The following is a 19585-nucleotide window of genomic DNA, read 5'->3' on the forward strand; positions in this document are numbered from 1 at the left end:
TTCTCAATCCCAGTCTTGTGTTTTGCCGCTCGATCCGGTTTGACTGCGCCAGCCCAAACCGAATCCCGAAGGCCTGGCCCCATGCGTCTGTCGCGGTTTTTCCTGCCGATCCTGAAAGAAAACCCGAAGGAAGCCGAGATCGTCTCGCACCGCCTGATGCTGCGCGCCGGCATGCTGCGGCAGGAGGCCGCCGGGATCTATGCCTGGCTGCCGCTGGGCTTCAAGGTGCTGAAGAAGATCGAGCAGATCGTCCGCGAGGAGCAGAACCGGGCCGGCGCGCTGGAGCTGCTGATGCCGACGCTACAGCTCGCCGACCTCTGGCGCGAGAGCGGCCGCTACGACGCCTATGGTCCGGAGATGCTGCGCATCGCCGATCGCCACAAGCGCGAGCTGCTGTACGGGCCGACCAACGAGGAAATGATCACGGAGATCTTCCGGGCCTACGTGAAGTCCTACCGTAACCTGCCGCTCAATCTCTATCATATCCAATGGAAATTCCGCGACGAGCAGCGTCCGCGCTTCGGCGTGATGCGCGGCCGCGAATTCCTGATGAAGGACGCCTATTCGTTCGATCTCGACGAAGCCGGGGCGCGGCGCGCCTACAACAAGATGTTCGTCGCCTATTTGCGGACCTTTGCGCGGATGGGCCTGAAGGGCATCCCGATGCGCGCCGAGACCGGCCCGATCGGCGGCGATCTCAGCCACGAGTTCATCGTGCTCGCCGAGACCGGCGAGTCCGGCGTGTATTGCGACCGCAACGTGCTCGACCTGCCGATCCCGCCGGCTTCTGTCGACTATGACGGCGACCTGACGCCGATCATCAAGGAATGGACCTCGCTCTACGCTGCGACCGAGGACGTCCATGACGGCGCCCGCTTCGAGGCCGAGGTGCCGGCGGAGCGGCGCGTCCACACCCGCGGCATCGAGGTCGGCCAGATCTTCTACTTCGGCACCAAATATTCCGAGCCGATGAAGGCGCTGGTCGCCGGTCCCGAAGGCGCCGAAGTCACCGTCCATGGCGGCTCCTATGGCGTCGGCGTCTCGCGCCTCGCGGGCGCCATCATCGAGGCCTGCCACGACGATGCCGGCATCAAATGGCCGGAGGAGGTCGCGCCGTTCCGCGCCGTCATCCTCAACCTCAAGCAGGGCGGCTCTGATACGGATGCGGCCTGCGAGCAGCTCTATCGCGATCTGCTCGCCAAGGGCGTCGACGTGCTCTACGACGACACCGAGCAGCGTGCCGGCGGCAAGTTTGCCACCGCCGACCTGATCGGCATTCCCTGGCAGATCATGGTCGGCCCCAAGAGCCTTGCCGAAGGCAAGGTCGAGGTGAAGGCGCGCAGCGACGGCGCGCGGCACATGATGTCGCCCGCCGACGTCGTGGCGCGGCTCGGCGGAACTGTTGCGGGCTGAGCGGACGTTCGATCAGCGGATTATCCACCGTGGCAGCCAGCCCGCTCAAGGCCAATCCGGCCACATTCGGCCCGAATCATGGGATGATCGCGCGATGGATGACACCATGACCGACCCCGTGCAGACGGCGCCCTTCGCCCCCTTCGAGTGGATGCTCTCGGGGCGTTATCTGCGCGCGCGCCGCCGGGAAGGGTTCATCTCCGTCATCGCAGGGTTCTCGTTCCTCGGCATCATGCTGGGTGTCGCGACCCTGATCATCGTGATGGCCGTCATGAACGGCTTTCGCAAGGAGCTGCTCGACAAGATCCTCGGTCTCAACGGACATCTGCTGGTGCAGCCGCTGGAATCGCCGCTGACGGACTGGAAGGACGTCTCGGATCGGATCGCGCAGGTGCAGGGCATCCGGCTCGCTGCGCCCGTGGTCGATGGCCAGGGACTGGGCTCGTCGCCGTTCAACGCCTCCGGCGTCTTCATCCGCGGCATCCGCTCGCAGGACCTGATCAACCTGACGTCGATTGCCAAGAACATCAAGCAGGGCTCGCTCGAAGGGTTCGACGAGGGGCAGGGAGTCGCGATCGGCCGCCGGCTTGCGGACCAGCTGTCGCTGCACGCCGGCGACAGCATCACGCTGGTCGCTCCGAAGGGCGCCGTCACGCCGATGGGGACCACGCCGCGCATCAAGCCCTACAAGGTCGCGGCGGTGTTCGAGATCGGCATGTCGGAATACGATTCCAGCTTCGTCTTCATGCCGCTGGCGGAGGCGCAGGCGTATTTCAACCGCAACAACGACGTCACCGCGATCGAGATCTTCACCAGCAATCCCGACAAGGTCGAGCAGTTCCGCAAGACGGTGACCGAGGCGGCCGGCCGGCCCATCTTTCTGGTCGACTGGCGGCAGCGCAATTCGACCTTCTTCAATGCGCTCCAGGTCGAGCGCAACGTGATGTTCCTGATCCTGACCCTGATCGTGCTGGTAGCCGCCCTTAACATCGTGTCGGGGCTGATCATGCTGGTGAAGGACAAGGGGCAGGATATCGCGGTGCTCAGGACGATGGGCGCCTCGCAGGGCGCCATCATGCGGATCTTCCTGATCACCGGCGCCTCGATCGGCGTGGTCGGCACGCTCACCGGATTCATCGTGGGATTGCTGATCTGCCTGAACATCGAGACCATCCGGCTGTTTCTCTCGTGGCTGACCAATACGGACCTGTTCGATCCGACGCTGTATTTCCTGTCGAAGCTGCCGGCCGAGATCGATCCCGGTGAGACCAGCGCCGTGGTGATCATGGCGCTGACGCTGTCTTTTCTGGCTACCCTCTACCCATCGTGGCGCGCCGCCCGGTTAGATCCGGTCGAAGCGTTGCGCTACGAGTGAGGCGCTGATGGACGAGCAGGGGGCGGAGGATGTACCGGTCGTTTATCTTCACGAGGTGAAGCGCCAGTACATGCAGGGCGAAAAGCCGCTGACGATCCTGGACGGCGCCAAGCTGGCGCTCTGGGCTGGACAGTCGGTGGCGCTGGTGGCGCCGTCGGGCTCGGGCAAGTCGACCCTGCTGCACATCGCGGGTCTGCTGGAAAGTCCCGACGAGGGCGAGGTCTATGTCGGCGGCGTGCCGACGTCGCAGCTGACCGACATCGAGCGCACCCAGATGCGCCGCACCGACATCGGCTTCGTCTACCAGTCGCATCGGCTGCTGCCAGAATTCACTGCGCTCGAGAACGTGATGCTGCCGCAGATGATCCGCGGCCTGAAGCGATCCGAGACGGTGAAGCGGGCAACCGAGATCCTGGCCTATCTCGGCCTGAGCGAGCGCATCAAGCATCGTCCGGCCGAGCTTTCCGGCGGCGAGCAGCAGCGGGTCGCGATCGCACGGGCGGTGGCCAACGCGCCGCGCGCACTGCTGGCGGACGAGCCGACCGGCAATCTCGATCCCGGCACTGCCGATCACGTCTTTCACGCCCTGATGCAGCTCGTGAAGGCCACGCGGGTCGCGATGCTGATCGCAACCCACAACATGGAGCTGGCGGGCCGCATGGACCGGCGCGTCTCCATCGTCGGCGGCAAGGTCGTCGAGCTGGATTGAGCCCCGCCAAGATCAGGGCGTGATCACGGTCATCTCGAACGGCTGGCGATGCGCGGCCGCATGGGCGACGGCGTCGTTGGCGCGATCGAGGTCGAAACAGGTCGGCTTGAACTGCGTGAGATCGAGAAGTCCCGCCCTGATCAGCCCGACCATCCGGACCGCTGCGCTGGGCGGATACATCCAGACGCCGTGGATGGTGACGCAGTTGCGCATGATCCAGGGATAGGGCAGGTCGAGCCCGCTGCCGCCAAGCATGCCGACACCGCCCATCAGTACAACCCGCCCATAGGGACGCACGGTCATCACGGCCGCGCGCACCACGCTGGTGGCGACCGAGGGCGGCATGATGTCGAGCACGCAGTCGATCGGGCCGGGCGCGGCGCGCATCATGCGCGCGGTGTCCTCGCTCTCGTCGCCCGACAGCCTGACCGGATGGACACGAGGGCCGAACCTGCGCTGGAGCTCTCCCAGCATGGCCTCGTTGCGGCCGGGCGCCACGACTGCAGTGGCGCCCATTGCCAGCGCCACCGCGACGGCGGCGCTGCCGAACCGCCCCGTGGCGCCGCTGACCAGCACCGTCTCGCCGGCCTGCAGATTGGCGGCGAGAAAGCCGCCATAGGGCACGAGCAGCGTGCCGAGCGCGCACCATTGCGCGGCCTCATCAGGGGCGATGGCGCCGATCGGCTTGGCATTCTCGGTCGGGATGCGCATGCGCTGCGCGAACGAGCCGTGCCGGAAATGCTGCTGCAGCTTCAAGCCGCCGGGGCCGCGCGCGCTCAGGCCCTGCAGCGTGATGTCGGGAGCGAGCTCATCGTCACGTGAGCGCACCGTCGGATCGCAATACACCCAGTCGCCGACGGCGAGATGCGTCGCATCGGGGCCGAGCGCGCTGACCCGTCCGATGCCGCCCGTCCCGGGGATGGCCGGCGGCTCGAGCAGATATTTGCGCTCACCGCTGAACACCTCGTTCGCGTAGGACAGCACGCTTGCCGCGGCGATGTCGACGATGACCTCTCCGGTGCCGAGCACGGGGTCATCGACAGGCTCGATCGCAAGCGGCGATCCAAAGCGCTTCAGCACGGCTGCCTTCATGGTCCTTCTCCATTCGCTGGTGTCGTGGCCAAACCTGCCGGTCTATGCTGCGCGTAGGAAGGCCTGGTATTATCCTGGGATTGGATGAGCCCAGCCCGGCGTCTGGAGCGTGCCGTGAGTGATCCAAGACATAGTGATCCAAGACATCGTGATAGAAGACATGCCGAACTCGGCAACTTCCTGCGCTCACGGCGTGAGAAGCTGACGCCGCAGGCGGTCGGGCTCGCGCCCGGGCGGCGGCGGCGCACCGCGGGGCTGCGGCGGGAGGAAGTCGCTGAGCTCGCCGGCATCGGCGTCGATTGGTACATCCGGCTCGAGCAGGGCCGCGCCGTGAAGCCGTCGTCCTCGACGATCGACGCGCTGGCGCGTGCCCTCCGCCTGAACCGGACCGAGCACGCTCACCTCAGGGCGCTGGTGCGTGAGCCTGCGCGAAAGCCGTTCGTACGCGAACAGGTGCCGGCCAGATTGCGCGAGATGGTGCAGAGCTTGAATCAGCCTGCTTACATCTCCGGCCGACGATGGGACGTCCTGGCCTGGAACGCCGCGGCGGATGAGATCTTCGGGTTCTCACAACTCGCTGACGAGGAGCGCAACACGCTGCTGCTCATGCTGTGCATTCCGCGCGTCCGCCGGCTGTTCGGCGGGCAATGGAAAGACCTGGCGCAGCGGATGGTCGCGCAGTTTCGGGCGACCTACGATTTGTTCGCGGGCGATCCTGCCTTTATGGATCTGATCGAGCGGCTGCGACACGGGAGTCGCGAGTTCGACGCGTTGTGGGCGGCTCACGACGTCACGCCGCTTGCGGCCGGAGAGAAGCTGGTCGAGCATCCGAAGAAGGGGTGCGTGAGGCTCCGCTATGCGACGTTCCAGTCCAACGACGATCCAGCGCTGAAGCTTGCGATCTACTACACGTGAATGCTGGCGCCGCGGCCGGCGGGTGGTTGCGTGTGTTCGACGTGCGTACACGAATCGCGATCACACATTCGTCAGGTTTGCGTATGATGATGCCAAGCATTCGCAGTTCTATCGTGAAGCCCTGAAGAATTCACGATTGAGACGCGATGAGGCAGGTTCCGCGGCGGGGAGTTTCTCTGTCGCGCTTTTTGCGCCGGTCGCATTGTGGCGGAGCGTGGATTCTGGTCACGACTCCTCCACACATCCTGTTAGTTGTTTGTTCGGTTTGCCACCAAAGCCTTTCAAAACAGGTATTTGCTGACCTCCCCCAAAAAGCCGGAAACGGCGGTTCTAATCTGGCACATCGGTTGATGTCGGCGAAGCGGCTGCGAAAGGCATGAACGCTTCGTCGCGTTGCATGCTTGTGCACGGAACAGAGAGTGTGGGGACCTTGGGACAGAAGCTACGGAGTTCGATGATGAAAACGCTTTTCGGCGCAACGGTGGGACTCGGCGCGATGGCCGTGGCGACGTCTGCTTTCGCAGCTGATCTTCCGATGAAGAGGGCCTACACCAAGGCTCCGCCCGCCGTGATGGCGACGGTGTATGACTGGAGCGGCTTCTATGTCGGTTTCAACGCCGGTGGCGGCTCCAGCCGTGACTGCTGGAATCTCGTCTCGAACGCCGGTGTGGCGGTCAATCCGGCCGCGAATCGCGAAGGCTGTTCCGGCGGCGGCGGGGCGGCCGTCGGTGGCCAGGTCGGCTATCGCTACCAGATGGCGAACTGGGTGTTCGGTGCCGAAGCGCAGGGCGACTGGGCCAATTTCCAGGGCACCAACCGCAACCTGATTCTTCCCAACGTCAGCGACCGCTCGCGGACCAACGCATTTGGCCTGTTCACGGGCCAGATCGGTTACTCCGTGGACAACATCCTGGGCTACTTCAAGGGTGGTGCGGCCGTCGTGAGTGACCGCTACGACACGTTCACGACCGGAACCAACGTCATGCTCGACCGCGCCAACACGACGCGATGGGGGGCAACGATCGGTGCCGGCCTCGAATATGGCTTCGCCCCGAACTGGTCGGTGGGCGTCGAATATGATCACATCTTCCTGGGCAACAAGAATCTGAATTTCGTGGCAGCCGCAGGCCAGCCCGCGATGACCCATCGCATCAAGCAGGATGTCGACATCGGGCTCGTGAAGCTGAACTACAAGTTCGGCCCAGGCTTCGGAATGATGCACTAAGGCTTCGTTCTTAACGAGAACGGGCGTTCGTCGCGTAGAGCGGCGGGCGCCCGTTGTCGTTTATGAGGTCGGCAACGCGCCGGGCGCCGTCGCGCACTCCTCAGTTCTGTTCGAACACGCGCGGATAGGTCGCGGCGGGGGGGCCAGCCGCGCTGGCCGCGGCTTGATGCATTGCCGATCGGGGCAGGACAGGGCGGCGCGCGAATCGTCGCTCACGCCGGCGAAGCAGGGGATAACTTGTCCTCCTGCAGACAGAGCGCGGACCTGATGCCGGCTGTCTCTTCCGGATCGTGGGTTTCGACAAAGAGGTCGGCGCGGACAAGGCGGCAAAGAGATTTCAAACGCCACCGATCTCCCTCACATCGCTCGATAGCTGGAACCCCCGCCTGTCGCGGCGGCGGCGCAAAAGTCTTCCCTTGCTGCGCCGCTGGGCGGTACCGAGAAGTTCCATCAACACACTGTGATTAAACAACATTTCGTGTCATGTCCGGAGGCGTTCCAAACATCAGCTGTGACATCGCGGCTACAGCAATTGTGGCGCGGATCGGTAAGACGTGCGGCTGGCCTGGGGGCCAAATGAGACGAGACTGGACCTGTGATGAACAAACTTCTGTTGACGACGACGGCGCTCGTGGTGCTGGCCTCGCCGGCGCTTGCTGCGGACCTCGCCGCGCGTCCCTACACGAAGGCACCGCCGGCCATGATGGCGGCGATCTATGACTGGAGCGGTTTCTACATCGGTGTGAACGGTGGCGGCGGTTGGAGCCACAACACGTGGGATCTGGTCGGCGGTGGCCGCGAAGGCTCGCACGATTCGACGGGCGGCACTGTCGGTGGCCAGGTCGGCTATCGCTGGCAGACCGGTCCGGTGGTGTTCGGCGTCGAGGCGCAGGGCAACTGGGCGGATTTCTCCGGTGACAATCTGAGCGCGGTGTTCGCAACCCGCAACCGCACCAAGACCGATGCGTTCGGTCTGTTCACCGGGCAGATCGGCTACGCCTGGAACAACGTGCTGCTCTACGCCAAGGGCGGTGCGGCCTTGACCAGCAACACGTACACGATCACCAACGCGGTGAACGGGGCATTCCTCGCCTCGAACACCGATACGCGCTGGGGCGGGGTGGTCGGTGCCGGCCTTGAGTACGGCTTTGCTCCGAACTGGTCGCTCGGCGTCGAGTACGACCATCTGTTCATGGATCGCCACACCGTCAGCTTCGGCGCGTTCGGTCCCGACAGCATCAAGCAGGACGTCGACCTGTTCACGGCCCGCCTGAACTATCGCTTCGGCGGCCCGACCATCTCCAAGTACTGATTGGCCATTTGAGATCGGCGGAATCGACCAGCCCCGGCGTTCGCGCCGGGGCTTTTTCGTGAGTTGACCCGTGCCGATTAACCACGTGCTGCACGGGTTGGTCGCTATGCCCTTCAGTGTGCTTGACCTGAGAACAAAAAAGGAACATTGTTCTTCATATGTTCTGACTCGGGGAGGTCTCCATGCTGAAGGTTTTCGTCGAAGAAGCCGCCGCACTGGCGTCGATCACGCTGTTCGTTGGGATGATTGCGCTCTGGGCCCAAATCATTCCGCAGCTGTAGGTTTTTGCGGCCGTCGCTGCTGGGGAAAAGCCGGACAGCGGGCCGGACCGCCAGACTCGCTCGCGGGCGTCCGATATCATGCGTAGCGAGTCGGTCGGGAACATCGGTTGGCATCGGTTCATGACCTCGCCTGACGGCTGCGGTTCATGACACCGGAGCGCGCCCCCGGACCGCACCGTGATCTCGGAACGCCCCCAGGGAAGTCGCAAGTCGAGCATGTCCAGCGCCGGATTCGTCCATCTCCACGTCCACTCTGCCTATTCGCTGCTGAAGGGCTCGATCAAGATCGGCAAGCTCGGCGAACTCGCCAAGGCCGATCGCCAGCCGGCGCTGGCCTTGACCGATACCGACAACATGTTCGGCGGGCTGGAATTCTCAGACAAGATGGCGGGCTACGGCATCCAGCCGATCGTCGGCTGCGAGCTCGCGATCGATTTCGGCGATATGGACCCCAACGCCCGCAACGCGGGGGCGGTGGCGCAGCCGTCGCGAATCGTTCTGCTGGCTGCGCGCGAGGAGGGCTACCGCCACCTCATGCGGCTGAACTCGCGCGCGTTCCTGGACACACCGACGCATCAGGCGCCGCACATCAAGTTCGACTGGCTCACCGAAGGCGTCGACGGCGTGATCGCGCTGACGGGCGGTCCCGATGGGCCGATCTCGCTCGCGCTCCAGCACGACATGGCCGCGCTGGCCATGCAGCGCTGCGAGCGGCTGGCGAGCCTGTTCGGCGACCGTCTCTACATCGAGCTGCAGCGCCACGGCATCGAGCGCGAACGCCGCGTCGAGGGCGGGCTGATCGACATCGCCTACGAGAAGGGGCTCCCGCTGGTTGCGACCAACGAGCCATATTTCGCGACCGCCGACGACTACGAGGCGCATGACGCGCTGCTGTGCATCGCCGGCGGCCATCTGATCGCCGACACCGAGCGCGTGCAGCTGACGCCCGAGCATCGCTTCAAGACGCGGGCGGAGATGGCGGTGCTGTTCGCCGACATTCCGGAGGCGCTCGCGTCGACGGTGGAGATCGCCGAGCGCTGCTCCTACCGACCGCGCACGCGCAAGCCGATCCTGCCATTCTTCACGGTCGGCGCGGGCAGCGGCGATACCGTGGACGCGGCCAGCGCCGAGGCCGCCGAGCTGAAGCGTCAGGCGGAGGAGGGCCTCGCACGCCGCCTCAAGGTCCACGGGATGGCGCCGGGCATGACGGAAGAGGACTATCAGAAGCGGCTCGCCTTCGAGCTCGACGTCATCATGCGCATGAAGTACGCGGGCTACTTCCTGATCGTGTCCGACTTCATCAAATGGGCCAAGGCGCACGGCATCCCGGTCGGACCGGGCCGCGGCTCCGGCGCCGGCTCGCTGGTCGCGTGGGTCTTGACCATCACCGACCTCGACCCGATGCGCTTTGCGCTGCTGTTCGAACGCTTCCTCAATCCCGAGCGCGTGTCGATGCCGGACTTCGACATCGACTTCTGCCAGGACCGCCGCGGCGAGGTGATCTCCTACGTTCAGCAGCGCTATGGCCGTGACCAAGTGGCGCAGATCATCACCTTCGGTACCTTGCAGGCGCGCGGCGTGCTGCGCGACGTCGGCCGCGTGCTGCAGATGCCCTATGGCCAGGTCGACAAGCTCACTAAGCTCGTGCCGCAGAATCCAGCCGCGCCGGTGACGCTCGCCGCCGCGATCGAGGGCGAGCCGAAGCTGCAGGCGTTCCGCGACGAGGACCCGGTGGTGGCGCGCGCCTTCGACATCGCGATGCGCCTCGAAGGCCTGACGCGCCACGCCTCGACCCACGCCGCGGGCATCGTGATCGGCGACCGGCCGCTCAGCGAGCTGGTGCCGATGTATCGCGATCCGAAATCGGACATGCCGGTCACCCAGTTCAACATGAAGTGGGTCGAGCCGGCCGGTCTCGTCAAGTTCGACTTCCTCGGCCTGAAGACGCTGACCGTGCTCGACGTCGCGGTGAAGCTGTTGAAGCAGCGCGACATCCATGTCGATCTCGCGACCTTGCCGATCGACGACGCGCCGAGCTACCAGATGCTGGCGCGGGGCGATGTGGTCGGCGTGTTCCAGGTTGAAAGCCAGGGCATGCGCCGGGCGCTGATCGACATGCGCCCGGACCGCTTCGAGGACATCATCGCGCTGGTGGCGCTGTATCGCCCGGGCCCGATGGCCAACATCCCGACCTACTGCGCCCGCAAGCACGGCGAGGAGGAGCCGGAATATCTGCATCCGATCCTGGAGCCGATCCTCAAGGAAACCTTCGGCGTCATCATCTACCAGGAGCAGGTGATGCAGGTCGCGCAGCAGATGTCGGGCTACTCGCTCGGCGAAGCCGACCTGCTGCGCCGCGCCATGGGCAAGAAGATCCGCGCCGAGATGGACAAGCAGCGCGTCCGCTTCGTCGAGGGCGCGGTCAAGAACGGCGTGCCGAAGGACCAGGCCGACACCATCTTCGATCTGTTGGCGAAGTTCGCCGACTACGGCTTCAACAAGTCGCACGCCGCCGCCTACGCGCTGGTGTCCTATCACACCGCCTATATGAAGGCGCATTACCCGGTGGAGTTCATCGCGGCGTCGATGACGCTCGATCTCAACAATACGGACAAGCTCTCGGAATTTCGCGCCGAGGCGCAGCGCCTGGGCATCAAGGTCGAGCCGCCGTCGATCAACCGGTCAGGCCCGACCTTCGAGGTCAGCGGCAACACCATCTTCTATGCGCTCGCCGCGCTGAAGGGCGTCGGTCCGCAGGCGATCGAGATGATCGTCGAGGCTCGCAACAAGGGCGGACCGTTCACGTCGCTCGCCGACTTCGCCTCCCGCGTCAATCCGCGCGCCATCAACAAGCGTATCATCGAGACGCTGGCTGCCGCCGGCGCCTTCGACTGTCTCGACAAGAACCGCGCGCGCGTGTTCGCCGGCGCCGACGCCATCGTCGCCGCCTGCCAGCGCGCCAACGAGGCTGCGACGTCCGGACAGAACGATATGTTCGGCAACGCCGCCGATGCCCCCGCGATCATTCTGCCGAACATCGAGAACTGGCTGCCGGCCGAGCGCCTGCGGCGCGAATACGACGCCATCGGCTTCTTCCTGTCGGGCCATCCGCTCGACGACTACGCCGCGGCGCTGAAGCGGCTGCGGGTGCAGAGCTGGGCCGAGTTCTCGCGCGCGGTGAAGACCGGCGCCACCGCGGGCAAGGTCGCCGCGACCGTGGTGTCGCGCATGGAGCGGCGCACCAAGACCGGCAACAAGATGGGCATCATGGGCCTGTCGGACCCGACCGGCCATTTCGAGGCCGTGCTGTTCTCGGAGGGGCTCGCGCAGTATCGCGACGTGCTCGAGCCGGGCGCGGCCGTGCTGCTGCAGCTCGGCGCCGAGCTTCAGGGCGAGGACGTGCGGGCGCGCGTGCTGCATGCCGAGCCGCTCGATGATGCCGCCGCCAAGACGCAGCGCGGCCTGCGCATCTTCCTGCGCGACACCAAGCCGCTCGATTCCATCGTCAAGCGGCTGCAGGGGCCGGAGGCCGCGAACGGTCATGGCGCGCTCACGAAGAGTGCCGCACCGCCGCTCGCGCCGCGGGCGGCGGCTGGTGAGGGCGAGGTCTCGCTGGTGATGATGCTCGACCTGGAGACCGAGGTGGAGATGAAGCTGCCGGGCCGCTTCAAGGTTTCGCCACAAATTGCAGGCGCCATCAAGGCGGTGACCGGCGTGGTCGACGTGCAGCAACTCTGACCGTCAGCGGTCGTGCCCGTCGCTGCAGCCCCGATCGCGGTTGTTTGACGGTCCGAACGGATGATGCGGAACGAAAAAGCTCGCCGCGGGCTGTCCTGACACGCCTCCGTTCAACCGCGGTTCAGCCATGCTCGCGCTGAATCCGGTTGATGGTGCCTTGAAAGGGCTCGAAGCGATGCGCACGGCCAAGATCATCTTGAGTGTCTCGTTCTGCCTGCTGGCGCTGGCCGCTCTGGCCAGTCCTGCCGCAGCGCAGCAGCCGGGAACCGAAAAGCGCATCGCGCTCGTGATCGGGAACAGCGCCTATGCCAAGGGGCCGCTGGCCACCGCCGCCAATGACGCCGGCCTGATCGCGCAGACGCTGCAGGCGGCGGGCTTCGACGTGGTCGGCGCCCGCGACCTCGATGCCGACACCCTGCGCAAGAGCTTTCGTGATTTCATTCACAAGGCCCAGTCGTCGAATGGCGACACGGTCGCGATGGTCTATCTCGCCGGCTACGGCATGCAGCTTGCCGGCGAGAACTATTTCATCCCGGTCGACGCCAACATCACCGCCGATGTGGACATCCCGACCGAGGGATTGCGTCTGAGCGACTACATCCGCCAGCTTGCTGCGACGCCGCTGAAGGCGGGCGTCGTCGTCGTCGACGCGGCACGCCAGCAGCCCTTCATCGCCAACGCCACGACGATCGCGGGCGGACTGGCGCTGGTCGAGCCCGACAACAACATGCTGATCGCCTTCAATGCGGCGCCGGGCACGATCGCGCCGAACGAGACCGGCGCCTACGGCGTCTATGCGCGTTCGCTCGCGGAGATGATCCGCACCGGCGGTCTGTCGCTGCCGGAGGTGTTCGACCGGCTGCGGCTGCGCGTCAACGAGGAGACCAAGGGCGCGCAGGTGCCGTGGGATGCGCAGAAGGTCCAGGCCGCCTTCACCTTCTTCGAGCGCGCGCCGGACGCGCCCGCGCCGCAGGCATCGGCCGAGCAGACCGCGGCACTGCGTGCGCGGCCGATCCGCGAACTGCCGGTGCAGGAGGCCTATGCCGCCGCGCTGGAGCGCGACACCCTGCAGGGCTATGAGGACTTCATGGCCGCCTATCCGGGCGATCCGCTGGCGCGGCGCGTGCGCGCCATCGTGGCCGCCCGTCGTGAGGCGCTGACGTGGCGCCGGACCTATCGCAACGACAGCCCGGAAGCCTATTGGTCCTACCTGAAACGCTATCCGTATGGCGCGCATGCCGAGGACGCCCGGCGCCGGCTGTCGATGTTGTCGGCGCAGCTGGCGCCGCCGCCGAGCTTTGCGATGATCGAGTACGACGTGCCGCCGCCGCCGCTCGACGAGATCACCTATGTCGAGCGTCCGGTGCTGATGTTCTCGGATCCCGAATTCGACTTCGTGCCGCCGCCACCGCCGCCGGTCTACGTGCTGCCGCCGCCGCCACCTGACTTCATCGACCTGGCGCCGCCCTACGAACCGGTCGGCGTCTTCATCCTGCCGCGGCCGGTGTTCGTGCCGATCCCGGTCTATGTCCGGCCGCCGGCGATCGTGGTGCCGCCGCCGAACAACATCATCTATCAGAACATCCACAACACCACCGTCATCAACACCGTGATCAACCGTCCTGCGCCCGCCGGACCGGGGGGAGGGGGCCCACTGCCGACCGGCCCGGCTCCCGCGACGACGCCGGCCGCCGTAGCGACTCCGGCGTTGCCGCCCGCCGCCATGCAGCGCGCGACTTTGATTCAGCAGGGCAAGGCGCCGCTGCCTGGCGCAGGCGCGCAGCCGGGAGGACGTGGCCCGTTTATCAATCCCTCGCTTGGCGGACCGCCGCCGCAAGCGGGCAGGCCAGGAGGCCCTGGCGGGCCGCCGGCCGCGAACGCGCTGCCGGTGCCGGGCCGCGGTGCGCCGCCGGTTCCGCCATCCGCCAACCCGCCGAACCCGCGCGCGCCGCTGACGGCCTCGCCGTCGCCCTCGCCAGGTCCGGCGCACGCCAATCAGTCGGCGGGCCCACCGCCAGAGCGACAGAAGCTGTCGGGCCCGCAAGCGAACCGCACCCAGCCTGGCGCGGCCGCGCTGCCTCCATCGGCAACGCGACGCCCAGAGCCGCCATCGGCCGGACCGCGCGGTCCTGACGCGCGGCGCATGCAGCACGCCGCGCCGCCGCCGGTCCAGCGTCGTGAACCGCCGCCAACCCGATTCAGTGCGCCGCCGCCGCGGGCGCCGTCTGCGCCTGTGGCCCGCGCCGCGCCGTCCCGGCCCGCGTCTCCACCGCCGATGATGCGTCCGCCTGGCCCGCCGCCGATGGCACGGCCGGCGCCGCCGCCGCCGCAAATGGCGCGCCCGAGCCCGCCGCCCCAGATGATGCGTCCGAGTCCGCCGCCGCAGATGGCACGACCGGCACCGCCGCCGATGGCCGCCGTGGCGCGGCCGCCACCGCCGCCGCCAATGGCAAGGCCTGCGCCGCCGCCGCCTCCGCCACGGCCGGCGCCCCCACCTGCGGCCGGAAAGAAGTGTCCGCCGAACGTTCCGCGTTGTTGATGCCGCGCGCGGCTTTCGCGGCGCAGCGGTTGCAACGCCGGCTCGTTTTCGATATTGGCCGGACCGCCGGACTGATCGATCGTGGGCGCAGAACGTCGGCAGCCGACGACGTCTTGCGGGGGCATCAGTGGTTGCGTTCATCGGATCCTTGCGTCTTGGACTGTTGCGTGTTGGATCCTTGCGCGCACTGGTGTGGCGATGCGCCGCCATCGCTGCCGTCTGTTGCGCTGCCGTGATGGGTCTCACCTCGCCGGCCGCAGCCCAGGCGCTGCCCGGCGCGGATACCGTCTATGCCTCGGCACCGCCGCGCCTGCTGCAAATCCGCACGCTGCTGGCCGATGCCGGCCGCCAGACCTCGACCGGGTCGGGCTTCCTGGTCTCCGCCGACGGACTTGCGATCACCAACTACCACGTGGTGTCCGACGCCGCGCTCGAGCCGAAGACCTATCGGCTCGAATACACTGGAGCCGACGGCAGCCAGGGCGCCGTCACGCTGCTGGCTGTCGATCTTCCCAACGACCTCGCTCTGGTTCGCGTCGACAAACAGGATGCGCCGTTCTTCGCGTTCGACAAGGCGGCGCTGGATGGCCCTCTGCCGAAGGGCGAGCGGCTCTATTCACTCGGCAATCCGCTCGATCTCGGCTTCACCATCATCGAAGGCACGTATAACGGGCTGGTCGAGCACAGCTACAACGATCACATCCACTTCACCGGCGCGCTCAATCCCGGCATGAGCGGCGGTCCCGCAGTCAATGCGCAGGGGCAGGTGGTCGGCGTCAACGTGGCCACGCGCCGTGGCGGACAACTGATCAGCTTCCTGGTGCCGGCCCGTTTCGCCGCCGCGCTTCTCGAACGCAAGGATGCCAGGCCGGCCGCCGGCGATCTGCGCAAGGACGTGATCGCGCAACTCGCGAACTGGCGCGCCGCGCTCTACAAGTCCCTCGGTGACGAGGGATTTCGCGATCGCGTGTTCGGGTCCTATCAGGCACCGGAAACCCGTGCGGCGTGGTTCGAATGCTGGGCCAGCACCAACGCCAGCGCCTCGCCAAAGCCTCGCGCCAGCATCAATTCGACCAGCTGCAAGGCCGATGCGAGCGTCTATGTCGCCTCCGACCTCAACACCGGCACCGTCGAGGTCAATCACTCCTACGCCAAGTCCATCGACCTCAATCAATTCCAGTTCGCGACCGCGCTGACGCAACTGGCGCAGCCGCGGCTCACGATGGGCGGCTCGTTCCGCAAATGGTACACGCCACAGCATTGCCACGAGGATTTCGTCGGCCTCACGCCTTCAGCCGATCATCCGCCGTTGCGCGTCATGTGGTGTGCGCAAGGCTATCGCGAGTTCGAGGGGCTCTATGACGTCGTGCTGGTCGCGGTGACGCAGGATCACGCCGACGAGGCCCTGGTGTCGCGGCTCAGCCTGCAGGCGATCGCCTATGACGACGCGTTGCGGCTCGGCAAGGGCTTCCTCGAACGGCTGCAGGTCGCGCGATGATCTGGATCGAGATCCTCTCCAAGCATCGCGACGTCGCCGGCCGCTTCCGTGTCGATGCCACTGAGATCAGCATCGGCCGCGGCTACGACAATCACGTAATCCTCGACGATCCCTATGTCGCCGCGCGCCACCTTCGCATCTTCCGCGACGGTGAGGGCCGCCTCGTTGCCGAGGACCTCGGCAGCGCCAACGGTCTGTTTCTCGACCGCGGCAAGAGCCGCAAGCCGCAACTCGTGCTCGACGGCATCAAGCCGATCCGCATCGGCCAAACGCTGCTGCGGGTGCGCGACGCCGGCCATGCCGTCGAGCCGGAGCGGCTCGCGGGATCCGAGAGCAGCGCGCTCCCGATCGTCGCCGCCGTCGCACTCGGCGCGGTGCTGCTTGCGATGAATGCGATCCTGGTGTGGTTCGCACAGGTCTCCGAACCGCATCTGTCGGACTATCTCGTGCCGACGCTGACCATGATCGGGGTGGTCGTGGCTTGGGTGGGCGTCTGGGCGCTGCTGGCGCGGCTGTTCTCAGGGCGCTCGCATTTCCTGCGCCATCTCCTGATCGCCGAGGCCGGGCTCGTCGTGTTCTGGCTGTATAGCGAGCTCGCGCAGATCGCCTCGTTCGCGCTGAACTGGACGGCCGTCTTCACCTACGGCTACGTCGTTTCCTGGATCGTCCTGGCGGCAGCGTGCCTGCTGCATCTGCGCGAGGTGGGGCGGACGCATCTGCTCGCCAAGGCCGTCGTTGTCGGCCTCCTGCTGATCGTCGCGATCGCGGTGCAGACGCTGCAGCGGTCGGAAGCCTACGCAAATTCCGGACGGCCCAATCTCAGCCACCTGCTCATGCCGCCCTCGCTGCGCCTGGTCCCGCTGCGGAACCAGGAGGCCCTGTTCGACGATGTCGGCCGGCTGAAGGCCAAGCTCGACGCCGATCGCGCCGAGGCACGGGGAGCGGGTGCGGACCGCTGAGCAGAGCGTGAGTCTCTTGGCCTGAGGTTCGAAGGTCCCGAGTTCCCGTCGTAGCCTCGTTCATGGTATCCAGATGCGCCACGGGTAAGGAAGGGACGGAATACGCGGCTGTCTCGCGCAAGATCGGTCCGCCCGTCGGCGGCCTGACCGGACCTTGGTGATGGCGGTTGCGAGTTCCAGCAACCCCAACCAGGGGCCGGTCGACCTCTGGCCGCTGGATGAGCCGAGCGCCCGGATTGCGATCGCGGAGCTGCTCCAGACGGAATAGGGCCCATTTTCCTTGCGTTGCGCCAAAATCCGGCTATATAGCGCGCCATCTCACACGGAAACTTGGCTCTCCCAGAGGGCGTCCGGTGGCAAACCGGGCCGAACGGCCTGTTTTTGCTCACGCGTTTCCGGAGGAATCAACCGGAGAATATTAGAATGGCGCTGCCCGACTTCACTATGCGCCAGCTGCTCGAAGCTGGCGTTCACTTTGGTCACCAGTCTCACCGCTGGAATCCGAAAATGGCCGATTTCATTTTCGGGACCCGTAACAACATCCACATCATCGACCTCGCCCAGACCGTGCCGCTGCTGCACACGGCGCTGCAGGCCGTCAGCGACACCGTCGCCAAGGGCGGCCGCATCCTGTTCGTCGGCACCAAGCGCCAGGCTCAGGACAACGTCGCCGACGCCGCCAAGCGCTGCGCGCAGTACTTCGTCAACTCGCGCTGGCTCGGCGGCACGCTGACCAACTGGAAGACGATCTCGGCGTCGATCAAGCGCCTGCGTCACCTCGATGAGGTCCTGTCCTCCGGCGAGGCGAACTCCTACACCAAGAAGGAGCGCCTGACCCTGCAGCGTGAGCGCGACAAGCTCGACCGCTCGCTCGGCGGCATCAAGGACATGGGCGGTCTGCCCGACTTGATCTTCGTGATCGACACCAACAAGGAAGACATCGCGATCCAGGAGGCCCAGCGCCTCAACATTCCGGTCGCCGCGATCGTCGACACCAACTGCGATCCGAAGGGCATCACCTACGTGGTCCCCGGCAACGATGACGCCGGCCGCGCCATCTCGATTTATTGCGACCTGATCGCGCGTGCCGCCATCGATGGCATCTCGCGTGCGCAGGGCGATCTCGGCGTCGACATCGGCGCCTCGGCGGCTCCGCTCGAGGAAGATCTTCCGGCCGCGTCCGCCTTCCAGGGCCTGCCTGGCCCGCGCGGCACCGCCGACGATCTCAAGAAGCTCACCGGCGTGTCGGGTGCGATCGAGAAGAAGCTCAACGACCTCGGCATCTTCCACTACTGGCAGCTCGCCGAGCTCAACCACGACACGGCGCACAAGATCGGCGAAGAAGTCGGTCTGCCGAGCCGTGCGGATGCCTGGGTTGCCCAGGCCAAGTCGCTCGCCGACGCCTAAGACGACACGACACGAATCTGGCCGGCGTCGCACGCCGGCCATCGCGACTGAGATAGGTTTTCCTGGCAGCGGACGGCGATGAGCCATCCGCTGCGTCGCGCTTTGGACAGGCAAAAGGACGTTCAACAATGGCGAATATCACCGCAGCGATGGTGAAGGACCTGCGCGAGTCGACCGGCGCGGGCATGATGGATTGCAAGGCCGCGCTCACCGAGACCGGCGGCGACATGCAGGCGGCGCAGGATTGGCTGCGCAAGAAGGGTCTGTCGAAGGCCGCCAAGAAGGCCGGCCGCGTCGCGGCCGAGGGCCTGATCGGCGCGCTGACCGCGGGCAAGAAGGGCGTTGTCGTCGAGGTCAACTCCGAGACCGACTTCGTTGCGCGCAACGAGCACTTCCAGGGGCTGGTCAAGATGATCGCCCAGGTCGCGCTCGACGTCGGCGCCGATGTCGAGAAGATCAAGGCCGCCAAGGTCGGGAGCATCACCGTCGAGGCGGCGATCGCCGATTCGATCGCGACCATCGGTGAGAACCAGTCGCTGCGCCGCGCGGCCGCGCTCGAAGTGAGCGAGGGCGTGGTGGCGAGCTACGTCCATGGCGCGGTCATCGAGGGTGCCGGCAAGCTCGGCGTCATCGTGGCGCTGGAGTCGCCGGGCAAGACCGACGAGCTCGCCGTGCTCGGCCGTCAGCTCGCGATGCATGTCGCAGCCGCCAACCCGCAGGCGATCGATGCCGCCGGTCTCGATCCGGACATCGTCAAGCGCGAGAAGGATGTGCTCGCCGACAAGTATCGTCAGCAGGGCAAGCCGGAGAACGTGATCGAGAAGATCGTCGAGTCCGGCCTGAAGACCTACTACAAGGAAGTCACCCTGCTCGAGCAGGCCTTCATCCACGACAGCGGCAAGTCGGTCGCGCAGGCGCTGAAGGAAGCCGAGGGCAAGGTCGGCGGTCCGATCAAGGTGGCCGGTTTCGTGCGCTACGCGCTCGGTGAGGGCATCGAGAAGGAAGAGACCGACTTCGCCGCCGAAGTCGCCGCCGCCAGCGGCAAGAAGTAACGACTGGGAACGGTCACGGTCCGGCGCGGCCTTCGCGCCGGATCTCAACGCGCGGGATAGGAGAGCATTG

The 19585-nt window shown here is 66.2% G+C and carries 13 protein-coding genes; 12 read left to right on the plus strand and 1 reads right to left on the minus strand.

The window, feature by feature from the left end; translation table 11 throughout:
* Window positions 1-81: 81 nt before the first annotated feature.
* The 3 genes from proS (at window position 82) to ACQR07_RS18545 (ending at window position 3497) form a co-directional block, all read left to right on the plus strand.
* Window positions 82-1413, plus strand: a complete 1332-nt coding sequence (gene proS / locus ACQR07_RS18535) for a proline--tRNA ligase (RefSeq protein WP_434903655.1) — start codon at window positions 82-84, stop codon at window positions 1411-1413.
* A 94-nt stretch (window positions 1414-1507) separates the two neighbouring features.
* A complete protein-coding gene (locus tag ACQR07_RS18540; protein ID WP_434903656.1) occupies window positions 1508-2788 on the plus strand; it encodes a lipoprotein-releasing ABC transporter permease subunit in 1281 nt (426 codons plus the stop codon).
* Window positions 2789-2795: 7 nt separating this feature from the next.
* Window positions 2796-3497, plus strand: coding sequence for an ABC transporter ATP-binding protein (locus ACQR07_RS18545; protein WP_434903657.1), 702 nt, complete (start codon window positions 2796-2798; stop codon window positions 3495-3497).
* A gap of 12 nt (window positions 3498-3509) precedes the next feature.
* Here ACQR07_RS18545 and ACQR07_RS18550 read toward each other — a convergent pair whose 3' ends face one another.
* Window positions 3510-4589, minus strand: a complete 1080-nt coding sequence (locus ACQR07_RS18550; RefSeq protein ID WP_434903658.1) for an alcohol dehydrogenase catalytic domain-containing protein — start codon at window positions 4587-4589, stop codon at window positions 3510-3512.
* Between the two features lie 114 nt (window positions 4590-4703).
* On the opposite strand from ACQR07_RS18550, the gene ACQR07_RS18555 reads away from it, so the two are divergent.
* From ACQR07_RS18555 to tsf, 9 genes are all read left to right on the plus strand, one after another.
* Window positions 4704-5504 (plus strand): helix-turn-helix transcriptional regulator, encoded by an 801-nt coding sequence (locus ACQR07_RS18555; RefSeq protein ID WP_434903659.1) that lies wholly within the window; start codon window positions 4704-4706, stop codon window positions 5502-5504.
* A 454-nt stretch (window positions 5505-5958) separates the two neighbouring features.
* Window positions 5959-6729 carry an outer membrane protein gene (locus tag ACQR07_RS18560; RefSeq protein ID WP_434903660.1) on the plus strand — a complete coding sequence of 257 codons (771 nt, stop codon included), beginning with the start codon at window positions 5959-5961 and terminating at the stop codon, window positions 6727-6729.
* Window positions 6730-7327: 598 nt separating this feature from the next.
* Window positions 7328-8041, plus strand: coding sequence for an outer membrane protein (locus ACQR07_RS18565; RefSeq protein ID WP_434903661.1), 714 nt, complete (start codon window positions 7328-7330; stop codon window positions 8039-8041).
* Window positions 8042-8538: 497 nt separating this feature from the next.
* The gene (gene dnaE, locus ACQR07_RS18570; protein WP_434903662.1) at window positions 8539-12060 is read left to right on the plus strand and encodes a DNA polymerase III subunit alpha; all 3522 of its coding nucleotides are present in this window, start codon (window positions 8539-8541) and stop codon (window positions 12058-12060) included.
* Window positions 12061-12235: 175 nt separating this feature from the next.
* Window positions 12236-14599, plus strand: a complete 2364-nt coding sequence (locus tag ACQR07_RS18575; protein WP_434903716.1) for a caspase family protein — start codon at window positions 12236-12238, stop codon at window positions 14597-14599.
* 235 nt (window positions 14600-14834) lie between these two features.
* Entirely contained in the window at window positions 14835-16097 is a 1263-nt protein-coding gene (locus tag ACQR07_RS18580; RefSeq protein WP_434903663.1) for a S1C family serine protease, read from the plus strand.
* A complete protein-coding gene (locus ACQR07_RS18585) occupies window positions 16094-17056 on the plus strand; it encodes an FHA domain-containing protein (protein ID WP_434903664.1) in 963 nt (320 codons plus the stop codon). Before ACQR07_RS18580 ends, ACQR07_RS18585 begins: the two co-directional genes overlap by 4 nt.
* 423 nt (window positions 17057-17479) lie before the next feature.
* The gene (locus ACQR07_RS18590; protein ID WP_434870104.1) at window positions 17480-18463 is read left to right on the plus strand and encodes a 30S ribosomal protein S2; all 984 of its coding nucleotides are present in this window, start codon (window positions 17480-17482) and stop codon (window positions 18461-18463) included.
* A gap of 128 nt (window positions 18464-18591) precedes the next feature.
* Window positions 18592-19515: a translation elongation factor Ts gene (tsf, locus tag ACQR07_RS18595; protein ID WP_434903665.1), complete on the plus strand. Its 924-nt coding sequence runs from the start codon at window positions 18592-18594 to the stop codon at window positions 19513-19515.
* Window positions 19516-19585 lie beyond the last annotated feature (70 nt).

This window comes from Bradyrhizobium sp. HKCCYLS20291, from assembly GCF_051167715.1.
GTDB lineage: Bacteria > Pseudomonadota > Alphaproteobacteria > Rhizobiales > Xanthobacteraceae > Bradyrhizobium.